This window comes from Paracoccus sp. 08 (assembly GCF_024105395.1).
In the GTDB taxonomy this organism is placed as follows: Bacteria; Pseudomonadota; Alphaproteobacteria; order Rhodobacterales; family Rhodobacteraceae; genus Paracoccus; species Paracoccus marcusii.
In genome coordinates this window covers 50,771-69,553 of sequence record NZ_WEKR01000008.1, presented here as the reverse complement: position 1 = coordinate 69,553, position 18,783 = coordinate 50,771, and the positions used below count along the sequence as shown (strand labels likewise).

18 protein-coding genes are annotated in these 18,783 nt (G+C 65.5%); 13 read left to right on the top strand and 5 right to left on the bottom strand.

The window, feature by feature from the left end:
• Positions 1-105 precede the first annotated feature (105 nt).
• On the top strand, positions 106-654 hold the full coding sequence (locus GBO37_RS04325; protein ID WP_252927487.1) for a recombinase family protein: 549 nt from the start codon (positions 106-108) through the stop codon (positions 652-654).
• A gap of 292 nt (positions 655-946) precedes the next feature.
• Positions 947-1,336: a Ycf66 family protein gene (locus GBO37_RS04320; protein ID WP_252927433.1), complete on the top strand. Its 390-nt coding sequence runs from the start codon at positions 947-949 to the stop codon at positions 1,334-1,336.
• Between the two features lie 384 nt (positions 1,337-1,720).
• Here GBO37_RS04320 and GBO37_RS04315 read toward each other — a convergent pair whose 3' ends face one another.
• Together GBO37_RS04315 and serB are read right to left on the bottom strand one after the other, a co-directional pair.
• The gene (locus GBO37_RS04315) at positions 1,721-2,479 is read right to left on the bottom strand and encodes a TSUP family transporter (protein ID WP_045983076.1); all 759 of its coding nucleotides are present in this window, start codon (positions 2,477-2,479) and stop codon (positions 1,721-1,723) included.
• Positions 2,480-2,533: 54 nt separating this feature from the next.
• Positions 2,534-3,412, bottom strand: coding sequence for a phosphoserine phosphatase SerB (serB, locus tag GBO37_RS04310; RefSeq protein ID WP_252927431.1), 879 nt, complete (start codon positions 3,410-3,412; stop codon positions 2,534-2,536).
• 133 nt (positions 3,413-3,545) lie between these two features.
• Here serB and GBO37_RS04305 point away from each other — a divergent pair, with 133 nt between their 5' ends.
• The 5 genes from GBO37_RS04305 (at position 3,546) to hspQ (ending at position 8,064) form a co-directional block, all read left to right on the top strand.
• Positions 3,546-4,691, top strand: coding sequence for a phosphoserine transaminase (locus GBO37_RS04305; protein ID WP_252927429.1), 1,146 nt, complete (start codon positions 3,546-3,548; stop codon positions 4,689-4,691).
• 108 nt (positions 4,692-4,799) lie between these two features.
• Positions 4,800-6,389 carry a phosphoglycerate dehydrogenase gene (gene serA, locus GBO37_RS04300; RefSeq protein ID WP_045983056.1) on the top strand — a complete coding sequence of 530 codons (1,590 nt, stop codon included), beginning with the start codon at positions 4,800-4,802 and terminating at the stop codon, positions 6,387-6,389.
• Between the two features lie 71 nt (positions 6,390-6,460).
• Positions 6,461-7,183, top strand: coding sequence for a metallophosphoesterase (locus tag GBO37_RS04295; protein ID WP_139598661.1), 723 nt, complete (start codon positions 6,461-6,463; stop codon positions 7,181-7,183).
• 3 nt (positions 7,184-7,186) lie between these two features.
• Entirely contained in the window at positions 7,187-7,642 is a 456-nt protein-coding gene (locus tag GBO37_RS04290) for a CreA family protein (protein ID WP_139598662.1), read from the top strand.
• A gap of 74 nt (positions 7,643-7,716) precedes the next feature.
• Positions 7,717-8,064, top strand: coding sequence for a heat shock protein HspQ (gene hspQ, locus GBO37_RS04285; RefSeq protein WP_369799424.1), 348 nt, complete (start codon positions 7,717-7,719; stop codon positions 8,062-8,064).
• Here the strand turns inward: hspQ and GBO37_RS04280 are convergent.
• Positions 8,061-8,561: an ATP-binding protein gene (locus tag GBO37_RS04280; protein WP_252927427.1), complete on the bottom strand. Its 501-nt coding sequence runs from the start codon at positions 8,559-8,561 to the stop codon at positions 8,061-8,063. The two genes, hspQ and GBO37_RS04280, sit on opposite strands and share 4 nt — an antisense overlap.
• A complete protein-coding gene (locus GBO37_RS04275; protein ID WP_045983052.1) occupies positions 8,558-8,905 on the bottom strand; it encodes an STAS domain-containing protein in 348 nt (115 codons plus the stop codon). Before GBO37_RS04275 ends, GBO37_RS04280 begins: the two co-directional genes overlap by 4 nt.
• 91 nt (positions 8,906-8,996) lie before the next feature.
• Between GBO37_RS04275 and GBO37_RS04270 the strand changes: the two genes are divergently transcribed.
• From GBO37_RS04270 to GBO37_RS04255, 4 genes are all read left to right on the top strand, one after another.
• A complete protein-coding gene (locus GBO37_RS04270) occupies positions 8,997-10,157 on the top strand; it encodes an acetyl-CoA C-acyltransferase (protein ID WP_256479756.1) in 1,161 nt (386 codons plus the stop codon).
• A gap of 177 nt (positions 10,158-10,334) precedes the next feature.
• The gene (locus GBO37_RS04265) at positions 10,335-11,744 is read left to right on the top strand and encodes a circularly permuted type 2 ATP-grasp protein (protein ID WP_046000427.1); all 1,410 of its coding nucleotides are present in this window, start codon (positions 10,335-10,337) and stop codon (positions 11,742-11,744) included.
• Positions 11,745-11,758: 14 nt separating this feature from the next.
• On the top strand, positions 11,759-12,715 hold the full coding sequence (locus GBO37_RS04260) for an alpha-E domain-containing protein (RefSeq protein ID WP_045982658.1): 957 nt from the start codon (positions 11,759-11,761) through the stop codon (positions 12,713-12,715).
• Between the two features lie 3 nt (positions 12,716-12,718).
• Entirely contained in the window at positions 12,719-13,525 is an 807-nt protein-coding gene (locus tag GBO37_RS04255; protein WP_252927425.1) for a transglutaminase family protein, read from the top strand.
• Between the two features lie 33 nt (positions 13,526-13,558).
• On the opposite strand, the gene GBO37_RS04250 is transcribed toward GBO37_RS04255, so the two are convergent.
• Positions 13,559-15,532, bottom strand: a complete 1,974-nt coding sequence (locus tag GBO37_RS04250) for a bifunctional 2',3'-cyclic-nucleotide 2'-phosphodiesterase/3'-nucleotidase (RefSeq protein ID WP_371927481.1) — start codon at positions 15,530-15,532, stop codon at positions 13,559-13,561.
• Between the two features lie 153 nt (positions 15,533-15,685).
• Between GBO37_RS04250 and GBO37_RS04245 the strand changes: the two genes are divergently transcribed.
• Both GBO37_RS04245 and GBO37_RS04240 read left to right on the top strand, forming a co-directional pair.
• Positions 15,686-16,411, top strand: a complete 726-nt coding sequence (locus GBO37_RS04245; RefSeq protein ID WP_252927422.1) for a proteasome-type protease — start codon at positions 15,686-15,688, stop codon at positions 16,409-16,411.
• A 93-nt stretch (positions 16,412-16,504) separates the two neighbouring features.
• Entirely contained in the window at positions 16,505-18,781 is a 2,277-nt protein-coding gene (locus GBO37_RS04240) for an NADP-dependent malic enzyme (RefSeq protein ID WP_252927420.1), read from the top strand.
• Positions 18,782-18,783 lie beyond the last annotated feature (2 nt).

Below are 18,783 nucleotides of genomic sequence, written 5' to 3'. Positions count from 1 at the left end.
CCTCATGAATCCTGTCTCACTGAAATGGTGTTTACTTTTTGAGACGGTCAGGACATAACATCTTAGAATCTAGTGAGACTGATTCCCCAATTGGAGACTAAGACCATGCTCGTTGGATATGCCCGGACCTCTACCCTGGACCAGACCGCAGGACTTGCCGCTCAAGAGCGTGACCTACACCAAGCAGGTTGTGAGAAGCTGTTCGTAGAGCAAGTATCGTCTGTAGATGTGACAGCCCGTCAGAAGCTTAATGAGGCACTAGAGTTCATCAGGGAAGGTGACACGCTGATAGTCACTAAGCTTGATCGTCTGGCCCGCTCTGTAGCCCACCTGCACGAACTGCTGTCCATGATCCAAGCTAAGGGTGCTGCACTCAAGATACTGGATATGGGTATTGATACCTCTACCCCAACTGGCAAGCTGATGCTGAACATCATGGGTGGTGTAGCTGAGTTCGAAAGAAGCATCATGCTAGAGCGTCAGAGAGAAGGCATTGCCAAGGCCAAGGCTGAGGGCAAGTACAAGGGTCGCGCCCCTACTGCCATGCGTCAGGCTGACAAGGTGAGGCAGCTACACAGTGAAGGAATGAAACCCAACACGATAGCTGAGACTGTCGGGATTAGTCGCGCCTCAGTTTATCGCTTTCTTGAATGATTTAGCTTTGACTACCCTGTAATTTCGTAGGTGGGGATTCCCTTAGTGGAGACTCTGCTTACTGATTCGCTAGGGTCCCCCATCCGTTCAACCTAGGCACCCCGATTCGTTGTGGGTAACGCCACTTATTGCCAACATAAACTGAGACTTTGCCTGCTGTAGTGAAATTACCCCTGGCCAGTGATCCCATAAATACAAAAAAATCTGTAGGCGAAACAGATGCGACTATACAGTGGTTTTGCAATGACTTAGCGTAACGGATAAGAACAATTTTTTGAATTGGAGGCCTTAAGTGGAAAGACGGCAGCTTATAATAGGAATTTCTCTCGCTCTCATTGGTTTAGGTGGCACGTTCGCATCACAAGTCGCGCCTGAAATTTTCAGAGACTCTCACGAGATTATTTTCTTTGCCGGTATAGCGCTCATGGTGCTTGGCATACTGTTGGCCGTGTATTCGGCATGGCATACAACACCCAAACTCAATGAAGTCCAAAACCTTGAACCTTCCCCCGGTGGCGAACACACTCTTTCAGGGCAGCAGCAAGATCATCATTTTTCGCCTGCTATTAAGATTAGAAAGGCTGGAAATATAAAAATACATGATAACTATCTTCCCGGCCAAGTTATTTACGAGGGCGATGAAGCCAAAGACGTTGATGTGCAGCGAAATAGGTCAAGCTGATGATAATTAAACGAATAAGGCCGCGCATCACATTTGGACCCAACTCCAACGTAGAGATTAGTTATGTCTCATTCCAAGGTTTTGATACCGTGTTCAACGGCAGCGCCCAGCAATTACATGTTAACGGAAGCTCATTTTTAGAGTGCGAACAAATAGCTGATATGGATAATGTTGAAGACTTTTCTTTTACTAATAATATCGAAGTTCGCCCTACTAGGCTGCCATGCAACAGGAAAGAACGTCGAGCAGCAGCGAAAACATACGGAAAAAAATAGGGTAAGGGTAGGTGGTATATGTAGGTGGTACGGTGCACCTAACCAATTGTATTATATGATATATCGACTCTAGACGCCCCTTGGCAGAGCGGGCGCCGGATGCGCGGTCTCAGATCATCTGCCAGATCAGCCGACCCGCCAACAGGGTCGAGGTCACGACCAGCAGCGGCTTGATCAGCCGCGCGCCGATGCGCGAGGCCAGCCGCGCGCCCAGCATCGCCCCCGCGATCTGCGCCGCCCCCATCGCCATGCCCAAAAGCCACAGCGGCTGGCCGACCAGCGCGAAGGCCCCCAGCCCGCCCAGGTTCGAGGCGAAGTTCAGCAGCTTGGTATGGGCCGTAGCCTTCAGAACCCCGTATCCGGCCAGCGTGACAAACCCGATCATGTAGAACGCCCCCGCCCCCGGCCCGATCAGCCCGTCATAGAAGCCCACGAACGGCACCACCGTCGCCGCAAAGACCAGGGGCGTCAGGCGGCGCGTGCGGTCCAGGTCGTTCAGTCCGGGTTTCAGCGCAAAGAACAACGCGATGCCGATCAGGATGACCGGCAGGATCAGCCGCAACCCGTCGGTGGGGATCGCGCTGACCAGCACCGCCCCCGCGGCCCCCGCCGCCCCCGCGATCAGCGCGGATTTCCACTGGCTGCGCAGATCGACCAGACCCCGCGCCGCATAGCTGAGCGCGGCCGTCCCCGCGCCGAAGACGCCCTGCACCTTGTTCGTGGCCAGCGCCTGCGCGGGCGACAGTCCCGCCAGCATCAGGATGGGCAGCGTGATCAGCCCGCCCCCGCCGGCGATGGCATCGACGAAGCCTGCGGCAAAGGCCGCCATCATCAGCAGCATCACCAGGTCGGCGGTCAGTTCGAACATCATCGGGACTTTCGGTGGGGCAATCGTCGCAGGGGTATTTGGACAAAGGAGAAATCAGGGGGTGACGAAATCCTCCTCCGCGAAGCCCTGCAGGTACAAGAGCGCGGTCAGGTCGCCGTGGTTGATGCGGATCTGGGCCTGGGCGGCGACCGCGGGTTTCGCGTGCAGCGCCACGCCGGCACCGGCCAGTTGGATCATGCCAAGGTCGTTGGCGCCGTCGCCCACCGCGATCGCGTTCTGGGGCGTGGTGCCGAGGCGGGCGGCGATCTGGGTCAGGGCATCGACCTTGGCCTCGCGGCCCAGGATGGGCAGGGCGACCTGTCCGGTCAGCACGCCGTCCTGCGCCAGCAGCGTGTTGGCGCGATGTTCGTCAAAGCCCAGGGTCTGGGCCACGGCCCGGGTGAAGCTGGTGAAGCCCCCCGAGACCAGCGCGGTATAGGCCCCGTGCGCGCGCATGGTCGCGACCAGCACGGCCCCGCCCGCGGCATAGGTGATGCGTTCGGCCAGGACCTGGGTGATGACCGCCTCCGGCAGGTTCGCCAGCAAGGCCACGCGTTCGGTCAGCGCAGCGTTGAAGTCCAGCTCTCCGTTCATGGCGCGGGCGGTGATCTGGGCCACGCGGGGGCCAAAGCCCGCCATGTCGGCCAGTTCGTCGATGCATTCCTGATCGATCATGGTCGAATCCATGTCGGCGATCAGGATGCGCTTGCGCCGCCCGCCCGCGGGCTGGATCGCCAGGTCGATGCCGATGGCCTGCAGGTCGGACCAGACCTGATCCGAATCGCCCGGAAGCACCGCGATGTCGAATTCGGCGGCCACGCCCGGCGACAGCCAGCGCGTCACGTCGCCGCCCCACCGGTCGGCCAGACCGCCGGGCAGGGCATCATCCAGATTGGCTGCGGCAGGGGCTGCGATCAGCGAGACGGTGAACATGGGCGCGGTCCTTGTGCGGTTGCCTGCGGGTGTAGGACAAAGTTTTTTCTTGCGCCAGAGCGGGAGGGGCCTTAGGTCGGTCGGTGGGACACCCCTCCCCAACGAGGGGCTTTTTAGCTGGAAGGCTAGCCACATGACCGATCATGCGATCCCGGCTGCGCGGCCGGAAAACCCGCGCTTTTCTTCGGGCCCCTGCGCCAAGATCCCCCATTATTCGCTGGACATGCTGTCGGACGCGCCCCTGGGCCGGTCGCATCGCGCCGCCGTCGGCAAGTCCAAGCTGGCCGAGGCCATCGAGCTGACCCGTGCGGTCCTGGGCGTGCCGGCCGATTACCGCATCGGCATCGTCCCCGGTTCCGACACCGGCGCGGTCGAGATGGCGATGTGGACCCTGCTGGGCGCCCGCCCCGTCGAGATGCTGGCCTGGGAAAGCTTTGGCGAAGGCTGGGTCACGGATGCCGTGAAGCAGCTGAAGCTGGACGCCACGGTCCGCAAGGCCGATTACGGCAAGATCGTCGATCTGGCAGAGGTCGATTTCGACAAGGACGTCGTCTTCACCTGGAACGGCACCACCAGCGGCGTGCGCGTGCCGAACGGCGATGCGATCCCCGCCGACCGCGCGGGCCTGACCATCTGCGACGCGACCAGCGCGGCCTTCGCCATGGACCTGCCCTGGGACAAGCTGGATGTGGTGACCTTCAGCTGGCAGAAGGTGCTGGGCGGAGAGGGCGCGCATGGCGTCCTGATCCTGTCGCCGCGCGCCGTCGAACGGCTGGAGACCTATACCCCTGCCTGGCCGCTGCCCAAGATCTTTCGCATGACCAAGGGCGGCAAGCTGATCGAGGGCATCTTCAAGGGAGAGACGATCAACACGCCCTCGATGCTGGCGGTCGAAGATTACCTGGTCGCGCTGAAATGGGCGCAATCCCTGGGCGGCCTCACGGCGCTGATCGCGCGGGCGGATGCCAATGCGGGCGCGGTGCGCGATTTCATCGCGGACAAGGACTGGATCGCCGATCTGGCCGAGGATCCGGCCACCGCATCGACGACCAGCGTCTGCCTGAAGTTCACCGATCCGACGATCAAGGACGGCGCGGCCTTTGCCAAGGCCGTGGCCAAGCGCCTGGAGAAGGATGGCGTGGCGCTGGACGCCGGCGCCTATCGCGACGCGCCTGCGGGCCTGCGCATCTGGTGCGGATCGACGGTCGAGACCGCCGATGTCGCGGCACTGATGCCGTGGATCGAATGGGCGTACCGCGCCGAACTGGCCGCGCAATAAGCCAAGCGGACCGGGGGCCAGTCCCCCGGACCCACCCTGGTATTTCTCCAACGAAGAAACATGGCGTCGGCGAGGCCTGGCCCCGATGCCCCTGCAAGGATGAATGACATGCCGAAGGTTCTCGTCTCGGACAAGCTGTCGGAAACCGCCGTCCAGATCTTTCGCGATCGCGGCGTCGAGGTGGATTACCTGCCCGATCTGGGCAAGGACAAGGAAAAGCTGGCCGAGGTGATCGGGCAGTATGACGGGCTGGCCATCCGGTCGGCGACAAAGGTCACCGACAAGCTGCTGGAAGGCGCGACCAACCTGAAGGTCATCGGCCGCGCCGGCATCGGGGTCGACAATGTCGACATCCCGGCCGCCAGCAAGAAGGGCGTGATCGTGATGAACACGCCTTTCGGCAACAGCGTGACCACTGCCGAGCATGCCATCGCGATGATGTTCGCGGTCGCGCGCCAGCTGCCCGAGGCCAGCGTCAGCACCCATGCCGGCAAGTGGGAGAAGAACCGCTTCATGGGGGTCGAGCTGTTCAACAAGACCCTTGGCGTGATCGGGGCGGGCAATATCGGCGGCATCGTGATCGACCGCGCCCTGGGGCTGCACATGAAGGTGCTGGCCTATGACCCCTTCCTGTCCGAGGATCGCGCCAAGGAACTGGGCGTGACCAAGGTCGAGCTGGACGACCTGCTGGGCAAGTCCGACTTCATCACCTTCCACGTGCCGCTGACCGACAAGACCCGCAACATCCTGTCGCGCGAGGCCATCGCCAAGCTGAAGAAGGGCGTGCGCATCATCAACTGCGCCCGCGGCGGCCTGGTCGACGAGGAGGCGCTGGCCGAGGCGTTGAAGGACGGGCGCGTGGCGGGTGCCGCATTCGACGTCTTTGCCGTCGAGCCCGCGACGGAAAGCCCGCTGTTCAACCTGCCCAACGTCGTCGTCACGCCCCATCTGGGCGCCGCCACGACCGAGGCGCAGGAGAACGTCGCCCTGCAGGTCGCCGAGCAGATGTCGGACTATCTGCTGACGGGCGCGGTGCAGAACGCGCTGAACATGCCCTCGGTCACCGCCGAGGAGGCCGCGGTGATGGGCCCCTGGATCAAGCTGGCCGCGCATCTGGGCGCCTTCGTGGGCCAGATGACCGACGAGCCGATCAAGGCGATCAACGTGCTGTATGACGGCGTCGTGTCCGAGATGAACCTGAACGCGCTGAACGCGGCGGTGATCGCGGGCGTGATGAAGGCGTCGAACCCGGACGTGAACATGGTGTCGGCCCCGGTCATGGCCAAGGATCGCGGCGTGCAGGTGTCCACCACCAAGCAGGACAAGGCCGGCGCCTATGAGGGTTATGTCAAGGTCACCTGCGTGACCGAGACGCGCGAGCGGTCCATCGCGGGCACGGTGTTCAGCGATGGCAAGCCGCGCTTCATCCAGATCCGCGGGATCAACGTGGACGCCGAGGTGGGAAGCCACATGCTGTACACCCGCAACAAGGACGTTCCCGGCGTCATCGGCGCGCTTGGGATGACCCTGGGCGATCTGGGCGTGAACATCGCGAACTTTACCCTGGGGCGGGCCGCCAACGGGGCGGATGCCATCGCGATCCTGTACCTGGACGAGGCGATCAGCGACGAGGCCCTGGCCACGCTGCAGAACACCGGCAAGTTCCTGCAGGCCCGCCGGCTGCAGTTCGAGGTTTGACCTCGGCCCCGCACGCCCTTACCCAAGGGGCGTGCGGACCCTCCCTGCCGCGCGCCACGGCCAGGTGACAGATGCGACTTTATGCGATTGGCGACATTCACGGACAGCTGGACCTGCTGAAGGCCGCGCATCAGCGGATCTTCGACGACGGCGGGCCTGATGCGGTCATCGCCCATGTGGGCGACCTGATCGACCGCGGCCCCGATTCGCGTGGCGTGGTGGACCACCTGTTGCGCGGCCAGCAGGCGGGGCGGCCCTGGATCGTCACCCGCGGCAATCACGACCGCTTTCTGCCCGCGTTTCTGAACCAGCCTGACTGGATCGACCCGGGCCTGTCGTCCGGACAGCATTGGGTGGACCATCCGGGTCTGGGCGCGGCCGCGACGCTGCGGTCCTATGGCGTGGACCCGGATCAGCCGCGCGAGGCGCTGCTGCGCGATGCGCGGGCGGCGGTTCCTGCGGATCACGCGCGGTTCCTTGCGGCACTGCCGCTGTGGTATCTTCATCCGCTGGCGCTGGTCGTGCATGCGGGCATCCGCCCGGGCATCGACCTGCAGGACCAGGCAGAGGGCGACCTGGTCTGGATCCGCCAGGGGTTCCTGGACAGCGACGTTGATTTCGGGCCGCTGGTCGTGCACGGGCACACCGCGCTGGAGGCCCCTGCCCTGTACGCAAACCGCCTGAACCTGGACGGGGGCGCCGCCTATGGCCGGCCGCTGTCCGCCGCCGTCATCGAACCGGGTGCCGTGCACCTGCTGACCGAATCGGGCCGCCAGCCCCTGTTGCCGGAGTAGACCATGCGCCTTGCCCTGACCCTTGCCCTGACCCTTGCCCCCCTGTCGTTGCAGGCCGAGGAGGTCGGCCGCGTCGGCGTGGACTGGGTCGGCAACGATGTCGTCATCGAGGCGATCAAGGACCCCGAGGTGCCGGGCGTGACCTGCCACCTGGCCTATTTCAGCCGCTCGGTCCTGGACCGGCTGAGCCAGGGCAACTGGTTCGAGGATCCGTCCAACAGCGCGATCCAGTGCACCCGCACCGGGCCCATCGACGTCAGCGCCCTGACCCCCGGCGAGGGAGAAAACGTGTTCAGCGAGGGGCGTTCGCTGGTGTTCAAGTCGCTGCGTGTGCAGCGCATCTACGACGCCGACAACCGCGTGCTGGTCTATCTGGCCCATGCCAACCAGGTCAGCGAAGGGTCGGCCAAGATGTCGATGGCGACCGTGCCCCTGACGGCGGACGACATCGCCCCCTGATCGCCTGCCGGTGGACAGGACCGTCGCGGCGCGCTAGAAGGCGCGCTGACTTTTGTTGATCCCTGACACGAACGATGGATACCGCCCGGATGCAGGCCCAAAGCCGCCACGCGAAATACAGCCTGGGACAGGTCGTCCGGCACCGTTCGCGGCCGTTCCGGGGCGTGATCTTCGACGTCGATCCCGAATTCGCCAATACCGAGGAATGGTACGAATCCATCCCCGAGGATTCGCGCCCCGACCGTGACCAGCCGTTCTATCACCTGTTCGCCGAGACCGAGGCGACCTATTACGTGGCCTATGTATCCGAACAGAACCTTGAACTGGACGTGTCGGGCGAACCGCTGGACCACCCCGAGGTCGGGGACATGTTCAGCGCCTTTCAGGACGGCCGCTATTTCCTGGCGGGACCGGTCAACTAGGCGTCGACCTCCATCTGGGCAAAGGGGATGCTGAAGGCCAGATAGTTCCGGCTTTCCTCGCGGTAATAGCACAGGGCCTGCGTCAGGTCCTGGATCAGGAACCAGCCGAAGCCGCCTTCGGGCAGATCGTCCGCGACCATCGGCGGCAGGCTGCGCGGCAGCAGGCAGTCGTCAGGCAGCGAGATCCCGTCATCGGTCAGCGCGCAGGCCAGGCCCGAACTGTGGCGCACGATGCACAGGTGGATCACCGGCAGCCGCGCCTGTTCCGCCTGGCCCAGCGGGGCGTGTTCGGCGACGTTGTTCATCACCTCGGCCAGGACCAGTTCCAGCCGGCCCAGAGTGTCGTCGCCCACCTCTCCGCGGAAACGCTGGCGGACGTCCTGCAGGGTGTCGCGCACGATCATCGGATGGGCGTTCAGGACGCGGTGGAACATCGGCTGCGTCAGTGCGGATGCACGGTTTCCGATGCCCGGATTGGAGCGTTCACTGGGTGTCATTCTCGTTGCTCCTTCTGAGCGGTGCGGGGCTGAGCGGTGCGGGGCTGGATGTCGAACACGCTGTCCATCCGCGTCAGGCGGAACACGCGTTCGACATTGGGCGTCAGCGCGAACAGCACCAGCGCCAGGTTCTCGGGCAGGCTCTTGCGGACGGCGATCATCGCCCCCAGGCCAGAGCTGTCCATGAAGTCCACCGCCGCCATGTCCATGTGCACCGGCTTGCGGTTCTTGACCACGATCTCGCGCAGCTTGTCCTTGAACAGGGTCGCAATCGCCGCGTCGATACGGGGTTCCGTCACCGTGATGTTCAGATGGGATTCGGCGTCTTCGACGATGAACTGCATGATTCCGGGCCTTCCTTGCGCATCTGCATCCTTGACTAGACCCCAAAGGTTACGATCCGGTAAGCGCGAGGACAGATCGGGGGGAAAGATCATGACAATTCAGGACATCTACGTGCTGGGGGCGGCGCGCACGCCGATGGGCGGGCTGATGGGCGCGCTGTCGGGGGTGTCCGCGGCCGATCTGGGTGGGGCGGCCATCGCCGCGGCACTGGCGCGCGCGGGCGGGCCCGCGGTCGATGCGCTGTTCATGGGCTGCGTCCTGCCCGCGGGCCAGGGCCAGGCCCCGGCGCGGCAGGCGGGCTTTGCCGGGGGGCTGGGACAGGAGGTGCCGGCAACGACGCTGAACAAGATGTGCGGATCGGGGATGCAGGCCGTGATGATGGCGTCCGATGCCATCCGCGCCGGCAGCGCCGGCATCGTCGTCGCGGGCGGCATGGAGAGCATGTCGAACGCCCCCTACCTGCTGCCCAAAATGCGCGCCGGGGCGCGCCTGGGGCATGCACAGGCGTTGGACCACATGTTCCTGGACGGGCTGGAGGATGCCTATGACAAGGGCCGCCTGATGGGCACGTTTGCCGAGGATTGCGCCGCGGAGTTCGCCTTTTCCCGCCAGGCGCAGGACGACTACGCCCTGGCCAGCCTGACGCGCGCACAGGATGCCATCGCCGGCGGCGCGTTCGCGACCGAGATCGCACCCGTCACCGTGCCGGGTCGCGGCAAGGTCACCGTGGTCGACACCGACGAACAGCCCGGCCAGGCCCGCCCCGACAAGATCCCGCTGCTGAAACCCGCGTTCCGCGACGGGGGCACCGTGACGGCGGCCAACAGCTCGTCCATCTCGGACGGGGCGGCGGCGCTGGTGCTGGGCGGTCGGGCGGAGGGCGCCGTCGCGCGCATCGTCGGCCATGCCAGCCACGCCCAAGCCCCCGGCCAGTTCCCCACCGCGCCCGTGCCCGCCGCCGAAAAGCTGCTGGCGCGGATCGGATGGGACAGCGACAGCGTCGCTCTGTGGGAGGTGAACGAGGCCTTTGCCGTCGTGCCGATGGCCTTCATGGCGCGGATGGGCCTGTCCCATGACCGCGTGAACGTGCATGGCGGAGCATGCGCCCTGGGCCATCCGATCGGCGCGTCGGGGGCGCGGATCATTGTCACGCTGATCCATGCGCTGCAGGCGCGAGGGCTGCGCCGGGGCGTGGCCGCGATCTGCATCGGCGGCGGCGAGGGAACCGCGCTGGCGGTCGAACTGTGCTGATCTGCCTGCCAAACCGGCAGGCTGCCCCGGGCGCCGGCAGCGGCGCCCCCGCCACGGCGCCAAGCTGCGGAACCAATGGGCAAATCCGGCGGTTCTGCTGTGGACTTACCGGAACCGGGCGCGGATCATCGATCCAAGGAAAGACCCGGAAGCGTTGCGTCAGCCAGTGGGGGAGTGATGAGTTACTATAACGAGATGTACGAGGGCGACAGCGTCCGCGACCCCTATGCCCGCCTGCGGGAATGGGTCGAGACCATGCCCGACGATTTCCGCCAGATGAAGCAGGCCGAGGCGGAGGCGCTGTTCCGCCGCATCGGCATCACCTTCGCCGTCTATGGCGAGGGGGGCGACCCGGACCGGCTGATCCCCTTCGACATGATGCCCCGCGTGTTCGAGCAGGCTGAGTGGCGCCGCCTGGAACGCGGCATCAAGCAGCGCGCCCGTGCGCTGAACGCTTTCCTGCGCGACGTCTATGGCCGCGGAGAGATCATCCGCGCCGGACGCATCCCCGCCCGCCTGGTCTATCAGAACGAGGCGTTCGAGAAGTCGGTGGTGGGGTTCGTGCCCCCGCGCGGCGTCTATTCCCACATCATCGGCATTGACCTGGTCCGCACCGCCAAGGACGAGTTCTATGTCCTGGAGGACAACTGCCGCACGCCGTCGGGTGTCAGCTACATGCTGGAGAACCGCGAGATCATGATGCGCATGTTCCCGGCCCTGTTCCGCGGCAACCGCATCGAACCCGTCGACCAGTATCCCGACCTTCTGCGCCGCACGCTGGAATCGGTGGCGCCCGCGAAATGCAGCGACCGGCCGACCTGCGTGATCCTGACGCCGGGCCATTACAACAGCGCCTATTACGAACACAGCTTCCTCGCCAACCTGATGGGGGTCGAGCTGGTCGAGGGGCAGGATCTGTTCGTGGATGGCGAATTCTGCTATATGCGCACGACCACCGGGCCCAAGCGCGTGGACGTGATCTATCGCCGGATTGATGACCCCTATCTGGACCCGCTGTGCTTCCGCCCCGATTCGATGCTGGGCATTCCGGGACTGATGGATGTGTACCGGTCTGGCGGCGTGTCGATCTGTTCGGCACCCGGCGCGGGCGTGGCCGATGACAAGGCGATCTACACCTTCGTCCCCGAGATGGTGCGCTTTTATCTGGGAGAGGAGCCGATCCTGAACAACGTCCAGACCTGGACGCTGTGGAAGGACGACGACTACCGCTATGTGATGGAGCATCTGCCCGAACTGGTCGTCAAGGAGGTCCACGGATCGGGCGGCTACGGCATGCTGGTCGGCCCCAAGTCGACCAGGGAGGAGATCGAGGCGTTCCGTGCCAAGATCCAGGCCAATCCGTCGAACTACATCGCCCAGCCCACGCTGGCACTGTCGACCTGCCCGACCTTCGTGGACGAGGGCATCGCGCCGCGCCACGTGGACCTGCGCCCCTATTGCCTGTGCGGCGACCGGATCGAGCTGGTACCGGGCGGGCTGACGCGTGTCGCACTGCGCGAAGGGTCGCTGGTGGTGAACTCGTCCCAGGGCGGGGGTGTCAAGGACACCTGGGTGTTGTCGGAATGAGGGGACGTAACACGATGCTCAGCCGCACCGCCTCGAACCTGTTCTGGATGGGCCGCCATCTGGAACGTGCCGAAACCGCCGCGCGCCTGCTGGACGTGGGACAGCGCATCACGCTGCTTCCCAACACCGAGGCCGGGTACCAGAACGAATGGAACTCGCTGCTGCAGGCCTCGGGCAGTTCGGACCTGTTCGCGCAGAAATACGGAGAGATCACCCAGGAGAACATCGAGGAGTTCATCTTCTTCGACCGCGCCAACCCGTCATCGGTGGCCAGCTGCCTTGAAAAGGCGCGCGAGGCCGGTCGGATCGTGCGCACCGCGCTGACCAGCCAGGTCTGGGACGCGCTGAACGTGGCCTTCCAGGAGCTGCGCCGGATCGAACGCCAGCCGCGCGCAAAGCTGGACACCGCAGGGCTGACCGATTTCACCACCGGCCACACCTCGACCGTGCGCGGCGCGATCAACGCGACGCAGCTGAGGAACGACGGCTGGCATTTCATGAACCTGGGATACGGGCTGGAACGCGCCGACGCGACCGCGCGCCTGCTGGACGTCAAGTATTTCGTCCTGCTGCCGCGGATCGAGTTCGTGGGATCGGGTCTGGACACCTATCAGTGGCAGGTGATCCTACGCGCGCTCTCGGCGCACCGGGCCTATCACTGGGCCTATGGCGGCGACATCACCGCGGGCCAGGTGGCCGACTTCCTGATCCTGAACGGGGAAAGCCCCCGCGCGCTGATCACGTCGCTGTATGAGACCGTGTGGCACCTTGAAGGGCTGGCGCGCCGCTATGGCGACGGGGTGCCGACCAGCGCCCGCGACAAGGCGCGAGAGGTTCTGGCAGCCCTGCAGGCACGCGACATCGAGATGATCTTCGACGAGGGGCTGCACGAGTTCCTCAGCTGGTTCATCCTGGAACTGTCCGAGATTTCCAACCTGGTCCACCAGGATTACCTGCTTGGAGGGGTGTGACCCATGCGCCTGAAGATCTCTCACGAGACGGTCTATCGCTATGGCCAGCCGATCCGGAACCTGGTGCAGAGCCTGCGCCTGACACCGTCGGTGTTCGAGGGGCAGAAGACCCATGAATGGCAGGTCGACGTGTCGGGCGGCGTCAAGGGGCCGGGGTTCCGCGACGGTGCCGGCGACTGGATCGAGGGCTGGACCGTGCGCGGTCCGGTCGATCATGTGACCGTGCGCATCAGCGGACGCATCGACACCCGCGACACGGCAGGCGTCCTGCGCGGCCACCGCGAGATGATCCACCCGCTGACCTATCTGCGCGACAGTCCCGCCACGCGTCCCGACGATGCGCTGCGCGATCTGGCTCAGTCGGTCGAGGGCACCGACCGGCTGGACCTGGCGCATCAGCTGTCGATGTCGGTCAGCGACCGGATCGCGTTCCGCCCCGGCGTGACCCATACCGGCACGACCGCATCCGAGGCCCTGGCCCTGGGAGAGGGCGTCTGCCAGGACCACACCCACGCCCTGACCGCCATCGCCCGCCTGCGCGGCCTGCCAGCGCGCTATGTGTCGGGCTATCTGCATTCGACCATCGACGGGCAGGCCCATGACGCGGCCCATGCCTGGGCCGAGATCCATGTCGAGGGGTTGGGATGGGTCGGGTTCGACGCCGCCAACCGCTGCTGTCCGGACGAACGCTATGTCCGTCTGGGGTCGGGCCTGGACGCGGCGGACGCGGCCCCGATCCGGGGCGTTGCCCTGGGCACCGGGTCCGAGGATATGGATGTCACCGTCCGGGTCGAGGAGATGGCCCAGTAGGAACCGGGGGCAGCACCCCCGGTCCACTTGTCGTCACAGGGTGATGCGATAGCGGGCAAAGCCTTCGGGCGCGTCGCCCGCCGGTTCGATGGTCAGGGCGGTCACGTCCTGCAGATAGGCCGCGGCCCCCGGCCCCGTGTCGAACAGCACCGTCGCCCCGTCCAGCGCCGCGAACGACCAGTTGCCGTCCGCCGACGGGTTGATCGTCCCCTGGTCCAGGATATAGCGGACGATCACGTCGCGGTTGGTGTCCGGCCCCTCGAACACGACGGTCGAGCCATCCGCGCCGGGGAACGACCCACCGCCGGTGGCACGATAGTTGTTGGTGGCAATGATGAACTCGGCCGCCGGGTCGACCGGCTGTCCGTCGATTGCCAGATCGACGATGCGGTTCGCGTCCGCGTTGGCCAGCGCCCCGTCGGCGTCGAACCGCGACGGCTGCGACAGGTCGATCCGATAGGTCACCCCGTCGATCACGTCGAAGTTGTAGCTGCGGAAGTCGGGGTTCAGCAGCATCTGGTCCGCCTGCCCCGGTTCGATCCGGTTGAAGGCCCCCGCGCTGCGCTCCAGCCAGTCCTTGACCTGCGCGCCGGTCACGCGCACGGCGCGGATGGTGTTGGGATACAGATACAGGTCGGCCACGTTGCGGATGGCGATGTCGCCCGGCGGCACGTCGGKGAAGTAATCCGGCCCGCCCCGCCCGCCGGCCTTGAAGGGCGCCGCCGCCGACAGGATCGGCAACCCCTCGTGCTCGGTCCCGGCCAGCATCTGTGCGATGTACCAGATTTGCGCGTTCGACACGATCTGGACCGACGGGTCATCCGCCACCATCGCGAAATAGCTGTAGAGCGCGGCGCTGGTCTGGCCGACGGGTCGGCGGACATAATCCAGCGTCTGCTGGTGTTCGGTGGCGGTCGCCTCCTCGATGGCGGGTACGCTCTCGACCAGGGGGGTCACCACGCCCTCGTCGTCGCGCTGATAGATCGGGCGCGCCTCGACCTGGTGACTGACGATGGTCCAGCCGTCGCCCTGCCGCTCCAGCAGCAGATCGACCAGGCCCATATGCGACCCCCAGAACCCGGCCATCACCGCGGGCTTGCCGCCGATCGTGCCGGCCGCGGCATCCACACCGGCCACGCCGTCGTAGTCGGGGCCGGGAAAGACCGAATGCGAATGCCCGGTCAGGATGACGTCGATGCCGTCGATGGCCGCCAGCGGAATGGCCGCGTTCTCCATCCCCGGTTCAGCGGTCCGCCCGCCGATGCCGCAATGGGCCAGCGCCACGACCAGGTCCACCCCCTCGGCACGCAGCTTGGGCACCCAGGCCTGGGCCGCCTCGACGATGTCGCGGACGGTGACCTGCCCCTCCAGATGCGCGCGGTCCCATTGCATGATCTGCGGCGGCACGAAGCCGATGATGCCGATGCGGATCGGATGAGTGGCGCCCGCCCCGTCGGTCAGGTCCCGGTCGATCACCGCATAGGGCGGCACCAGGGTCCGGTCCTGGTCCGGGGTGGCGCCGGCCTCGGTCACCACGTTGGCGCAGACGACGGGATAGCCCGCGCCCGCCAGGCTGGCGCCCAGGAACTCCAGCCCATAGTTGAATTCGTGGTTGCCCAGGGTCCCGCCGTCATAGCCCAGGGCGTTCATCCCCTGGATCACCGGGTGGGTCGCGTCCCCCTCCATCCCGCGCTCGTAGGCGATGAAATCGCCCATCGGGTTGCCCTGCAGGAAATCGCCGTTGTCGAACAGCAGCGCGTTCGTGGCCTCGGCCCGCACGGCACCGACCAGGGCCGCGGTCCGCGCCAGGCCCAGGGTGTCGGTCGCCGTGTCCGCGTAATAGTCGTAGGGCCAGACATGCGCGTGCAGGTCCGTCGTCTCCATGATGCGCAGATGCGCCTGCCCCGCCTCGGCCCGTGCGGAATAGGGATGCAGCGCGACCAGCGCCAGGCCGGCCACCCCCGATGTCAGAAAACCGCGGCGGCTGAGGGCAAGAGGATGGGTCATCATGTTCGTCCTTGGGTGGTGGAACCTGCACGATGTGCGATTCGGCGCGCCAAGGCGACCCAAAGTTTCATGACGCGACCCGCAAACGAGCGATTGCAGCCCACGCCCCCCGGTCCTAGTCTGCCCTGCGGAATGCAACGGAAAGATGTGCCGGTGACCTATTGCGTCGGACTGAAACTGGATGCCGGGCTTGTGCTGCTGTCGGATACCCGCACGAATGCCGGGCTGGACAATATCTCGTGCTATCGCAAGATGTTCTTCTTCGAGGCGCCGGGCGAACGCATCATCGCGATCATGACCGCCGGGTCGCTGTCCGTGACCCAGACCACCATCGCCCGCCTGGAGGAGGCGATCGAGGACGAGCTGGCAGACGACACGACCTCGATCCTCAAGGCGCCGACCATGCTGCGCGTGGCCACGATCATCGGCGACACGCTGTGCCGCACCCGGCGCGAGATCGCCGAACAGTGCCGCGACCTCAAGCAGCAGGCATCGGCCAGCATGATCGTCGCGGGACAGAGGAAGGGCGGCGACATGCGCCTGTTCCTGATCTATCCCGAGGGCAATTTCATCGAGGCGACCGAGGACACGCCCTTCCTGCAGATCGGCGAGCATAAATACGGCAAGCCGATCCTGGACCGCGTGGTCACCCCCGCGACCAGCCTGGCCGACGCGCAGAAGGCGGTTCTCCTGTCGATGGATTCGACGCTGCGGTCCAACCTGTCGGTGGGGATGCCGCTGGACCTGGCGGTGATCGAGGCGGATGCCTGCGCCATCACCACCCGCCGCCGCATCCTGGACGGCGATCCGGACTTCATGCAGATGAGCGCGGCCTGGTCGGCGGCGCTGCGCGACAGTTTCGTCAAGGTCAGCATCTGACGCGCCCCTGTTAGCGCAAGCCGGACCGCATGCGCGTTGATGCGGTCCGGCCAAGCCGCTAAGCAGGCCCCGACACCATCTTCGGGGGACATCATGACCGACAAGACCAGCCGCAGCCGCATCACCCCCGAAGAGGCGCTGGCCTATCATCTGGAACCGAGGCCGGGCAAATACGACATCACGCCGTCCACCCCCATGACCACGCAGCGCGACCTGTCGCTGGCCTATTCGCCGGGCGTCGCGGTGCCGGTCCAGGCCATCGCCGACCGCCCCGAGACGGCCTATGACTATACCACCAAGGGCAACATGGTCGCGGTGATCTCGAACGGGACGGCGATCCTGGGGATGGGGAACCTGGGCGCGCTGGCCTCCAAGCCGGTGATGGAGGGCAAGGCGGTGCTGTTCAAGCGCTTCGCCGACGTGAACGCCATCGACCTGGAGCTGGACACCGAGGACGCGGATGAATTCATCAATGCCGTCAAGCTGATGGGCCCGACCTTCGGGGGCATCAACCTGGAGGACATCAAGGCGCCGGAATGCTTCATCATCGAACAGCGCCTGAAGGAGCTGATGGACATCCCGGTCTTCCACGACGACCAGCACGGCACCGCGGTGATCTGCGCCGCGGGCCTGCTGAACGCGCTGGAGCTGTCGGGCAAGAAGATCGAGGATGTGCGGATCGTCCTGAACGGCGCGGGGGCCGCCGGCATCGCCTGCCTTGAACTGCTGAAATCCATGGGCGCGCGGCACGAGAACTGCATCATGTGCGACACCAAGGGCGTCATCTATCAGGGCCGCACCGAGGGCATGAACCAGTGGAAATCGGCCCATGCGGTCGTCACGACCGCCCGCACGCTGGAGGAGGCGATGAGGGGCGCCGATGTCTTCCTGGGCGTCAGCGCCAAGGGCGCCGTGACCCAGGACATGGTCGTCAGCATGGCCGACAACCCGGTGATCTTCGCCATGGCGAATCCCGACCCCGAGATCACCCCCGAGGACGCCCATGCCGTGCGCCCCGACGCGATCGTGGCCACGGGCCGCAGCGATTATCCGAACCAGGTGAACAACGTCCTGGGGTTCCCGTACCTGTTCCGCGGCGCGCTGGACATCCACGCCCGCGCCATCAATGACGAGATGAAGATCGCCTGCGCCGAGGCCCTGGCCCGCCTGGCGCGCGAGGATGTGCCCGACGAGGTCGCCGTCGCCTATGGCCGCAAGCTGCAGTTCGGGCGCGACTACATCATCCCGACGCCCTTCGATCCGCGGCTGATCCACGTGATCCCGCCTGCCGTGGCCCGCGCCGGGATGGACACGGGCGTCGCGCGGCGCCCGATCATCGACATGGAGGGCTATGTCCAGACGCTGAAGAACCGGATGGACCCGACGGCCGCGATCCTGCAGGGCATCCATGCCCGCGCGCGGCAGGCCCAGGCCCGGATGATCTTTGCCGAGGGCGACGATCCGCGCGTGCTGCGCGCCGCCGTCGCATGGCAGCGCACCGGCATGGGCCAGTCGCTGGTCGTGGGCCGCGAGGCCGAGGTCAAGGCCGAGCTGGAGGCCCTGGGCATGGGCGACGCCTTCCGCGAGATCAGCGTCGTGAACGCCGCCAACACCCGGCATTTGGACAGCTATCACGAGTTCCTGTACCAGCGCCTGCAACGGAAGGGCGTCGACCGCGAGGACGCGTTCAAGCTGGCCAACCGCGACCGCCACATCTTTGCGGCGCTGATGCTGGCGCATGGGCATGGCGACGGGTTGGTGACCGGCGCCACGCGCAAGAACGCACCGGTGCTGGCGCAGATCGGCCATGTCTTCGACGTGCGCCCGCAGGACGGGGCGGTGGGCATCACCGCCGTGCTGCACCGGGGCCGGATCGTGCTGATCGGCGACACGCTGGTCCATGAATGGCCCGAACCCGAGGATCTGGCCGACATCGCCGCCCGCGGCGCCGCCGTCGCCCGCAACCTGGGGCTGGAGCCGCGCGTGGCCTTCCTGTCGTTTTCGAACTTCGGCTATCCGGTCAGCGAACGCGCCATCAAGATGGCCCAGGCCGCCACCGTCCTGGACCGCCGCGGTGCCGATTTCGAATACGAGGGCGAGATGACCGTGGACGTGGCGCTGAATATGGACGCGGCCGCGCGCTATCCCTTCAGCCGCCTAACCGCACCCGCGAACGTCCTGGTGGTGCCCGCGCGGCATTCGGCCTCGATCTCGGTCAAGCTGATGCAGGAGATGGCGGGCGCGACCGTCATCGGTCCGATCCTGACGGGCGTGGCGCGCCCGATCCAGATCTGTTCGACCAACTCGACCGTCAGCGACATCCTGAACATGGCCGCCATCGCAGCGGGCGGGGTCGGCACGCAGGGCTGAGG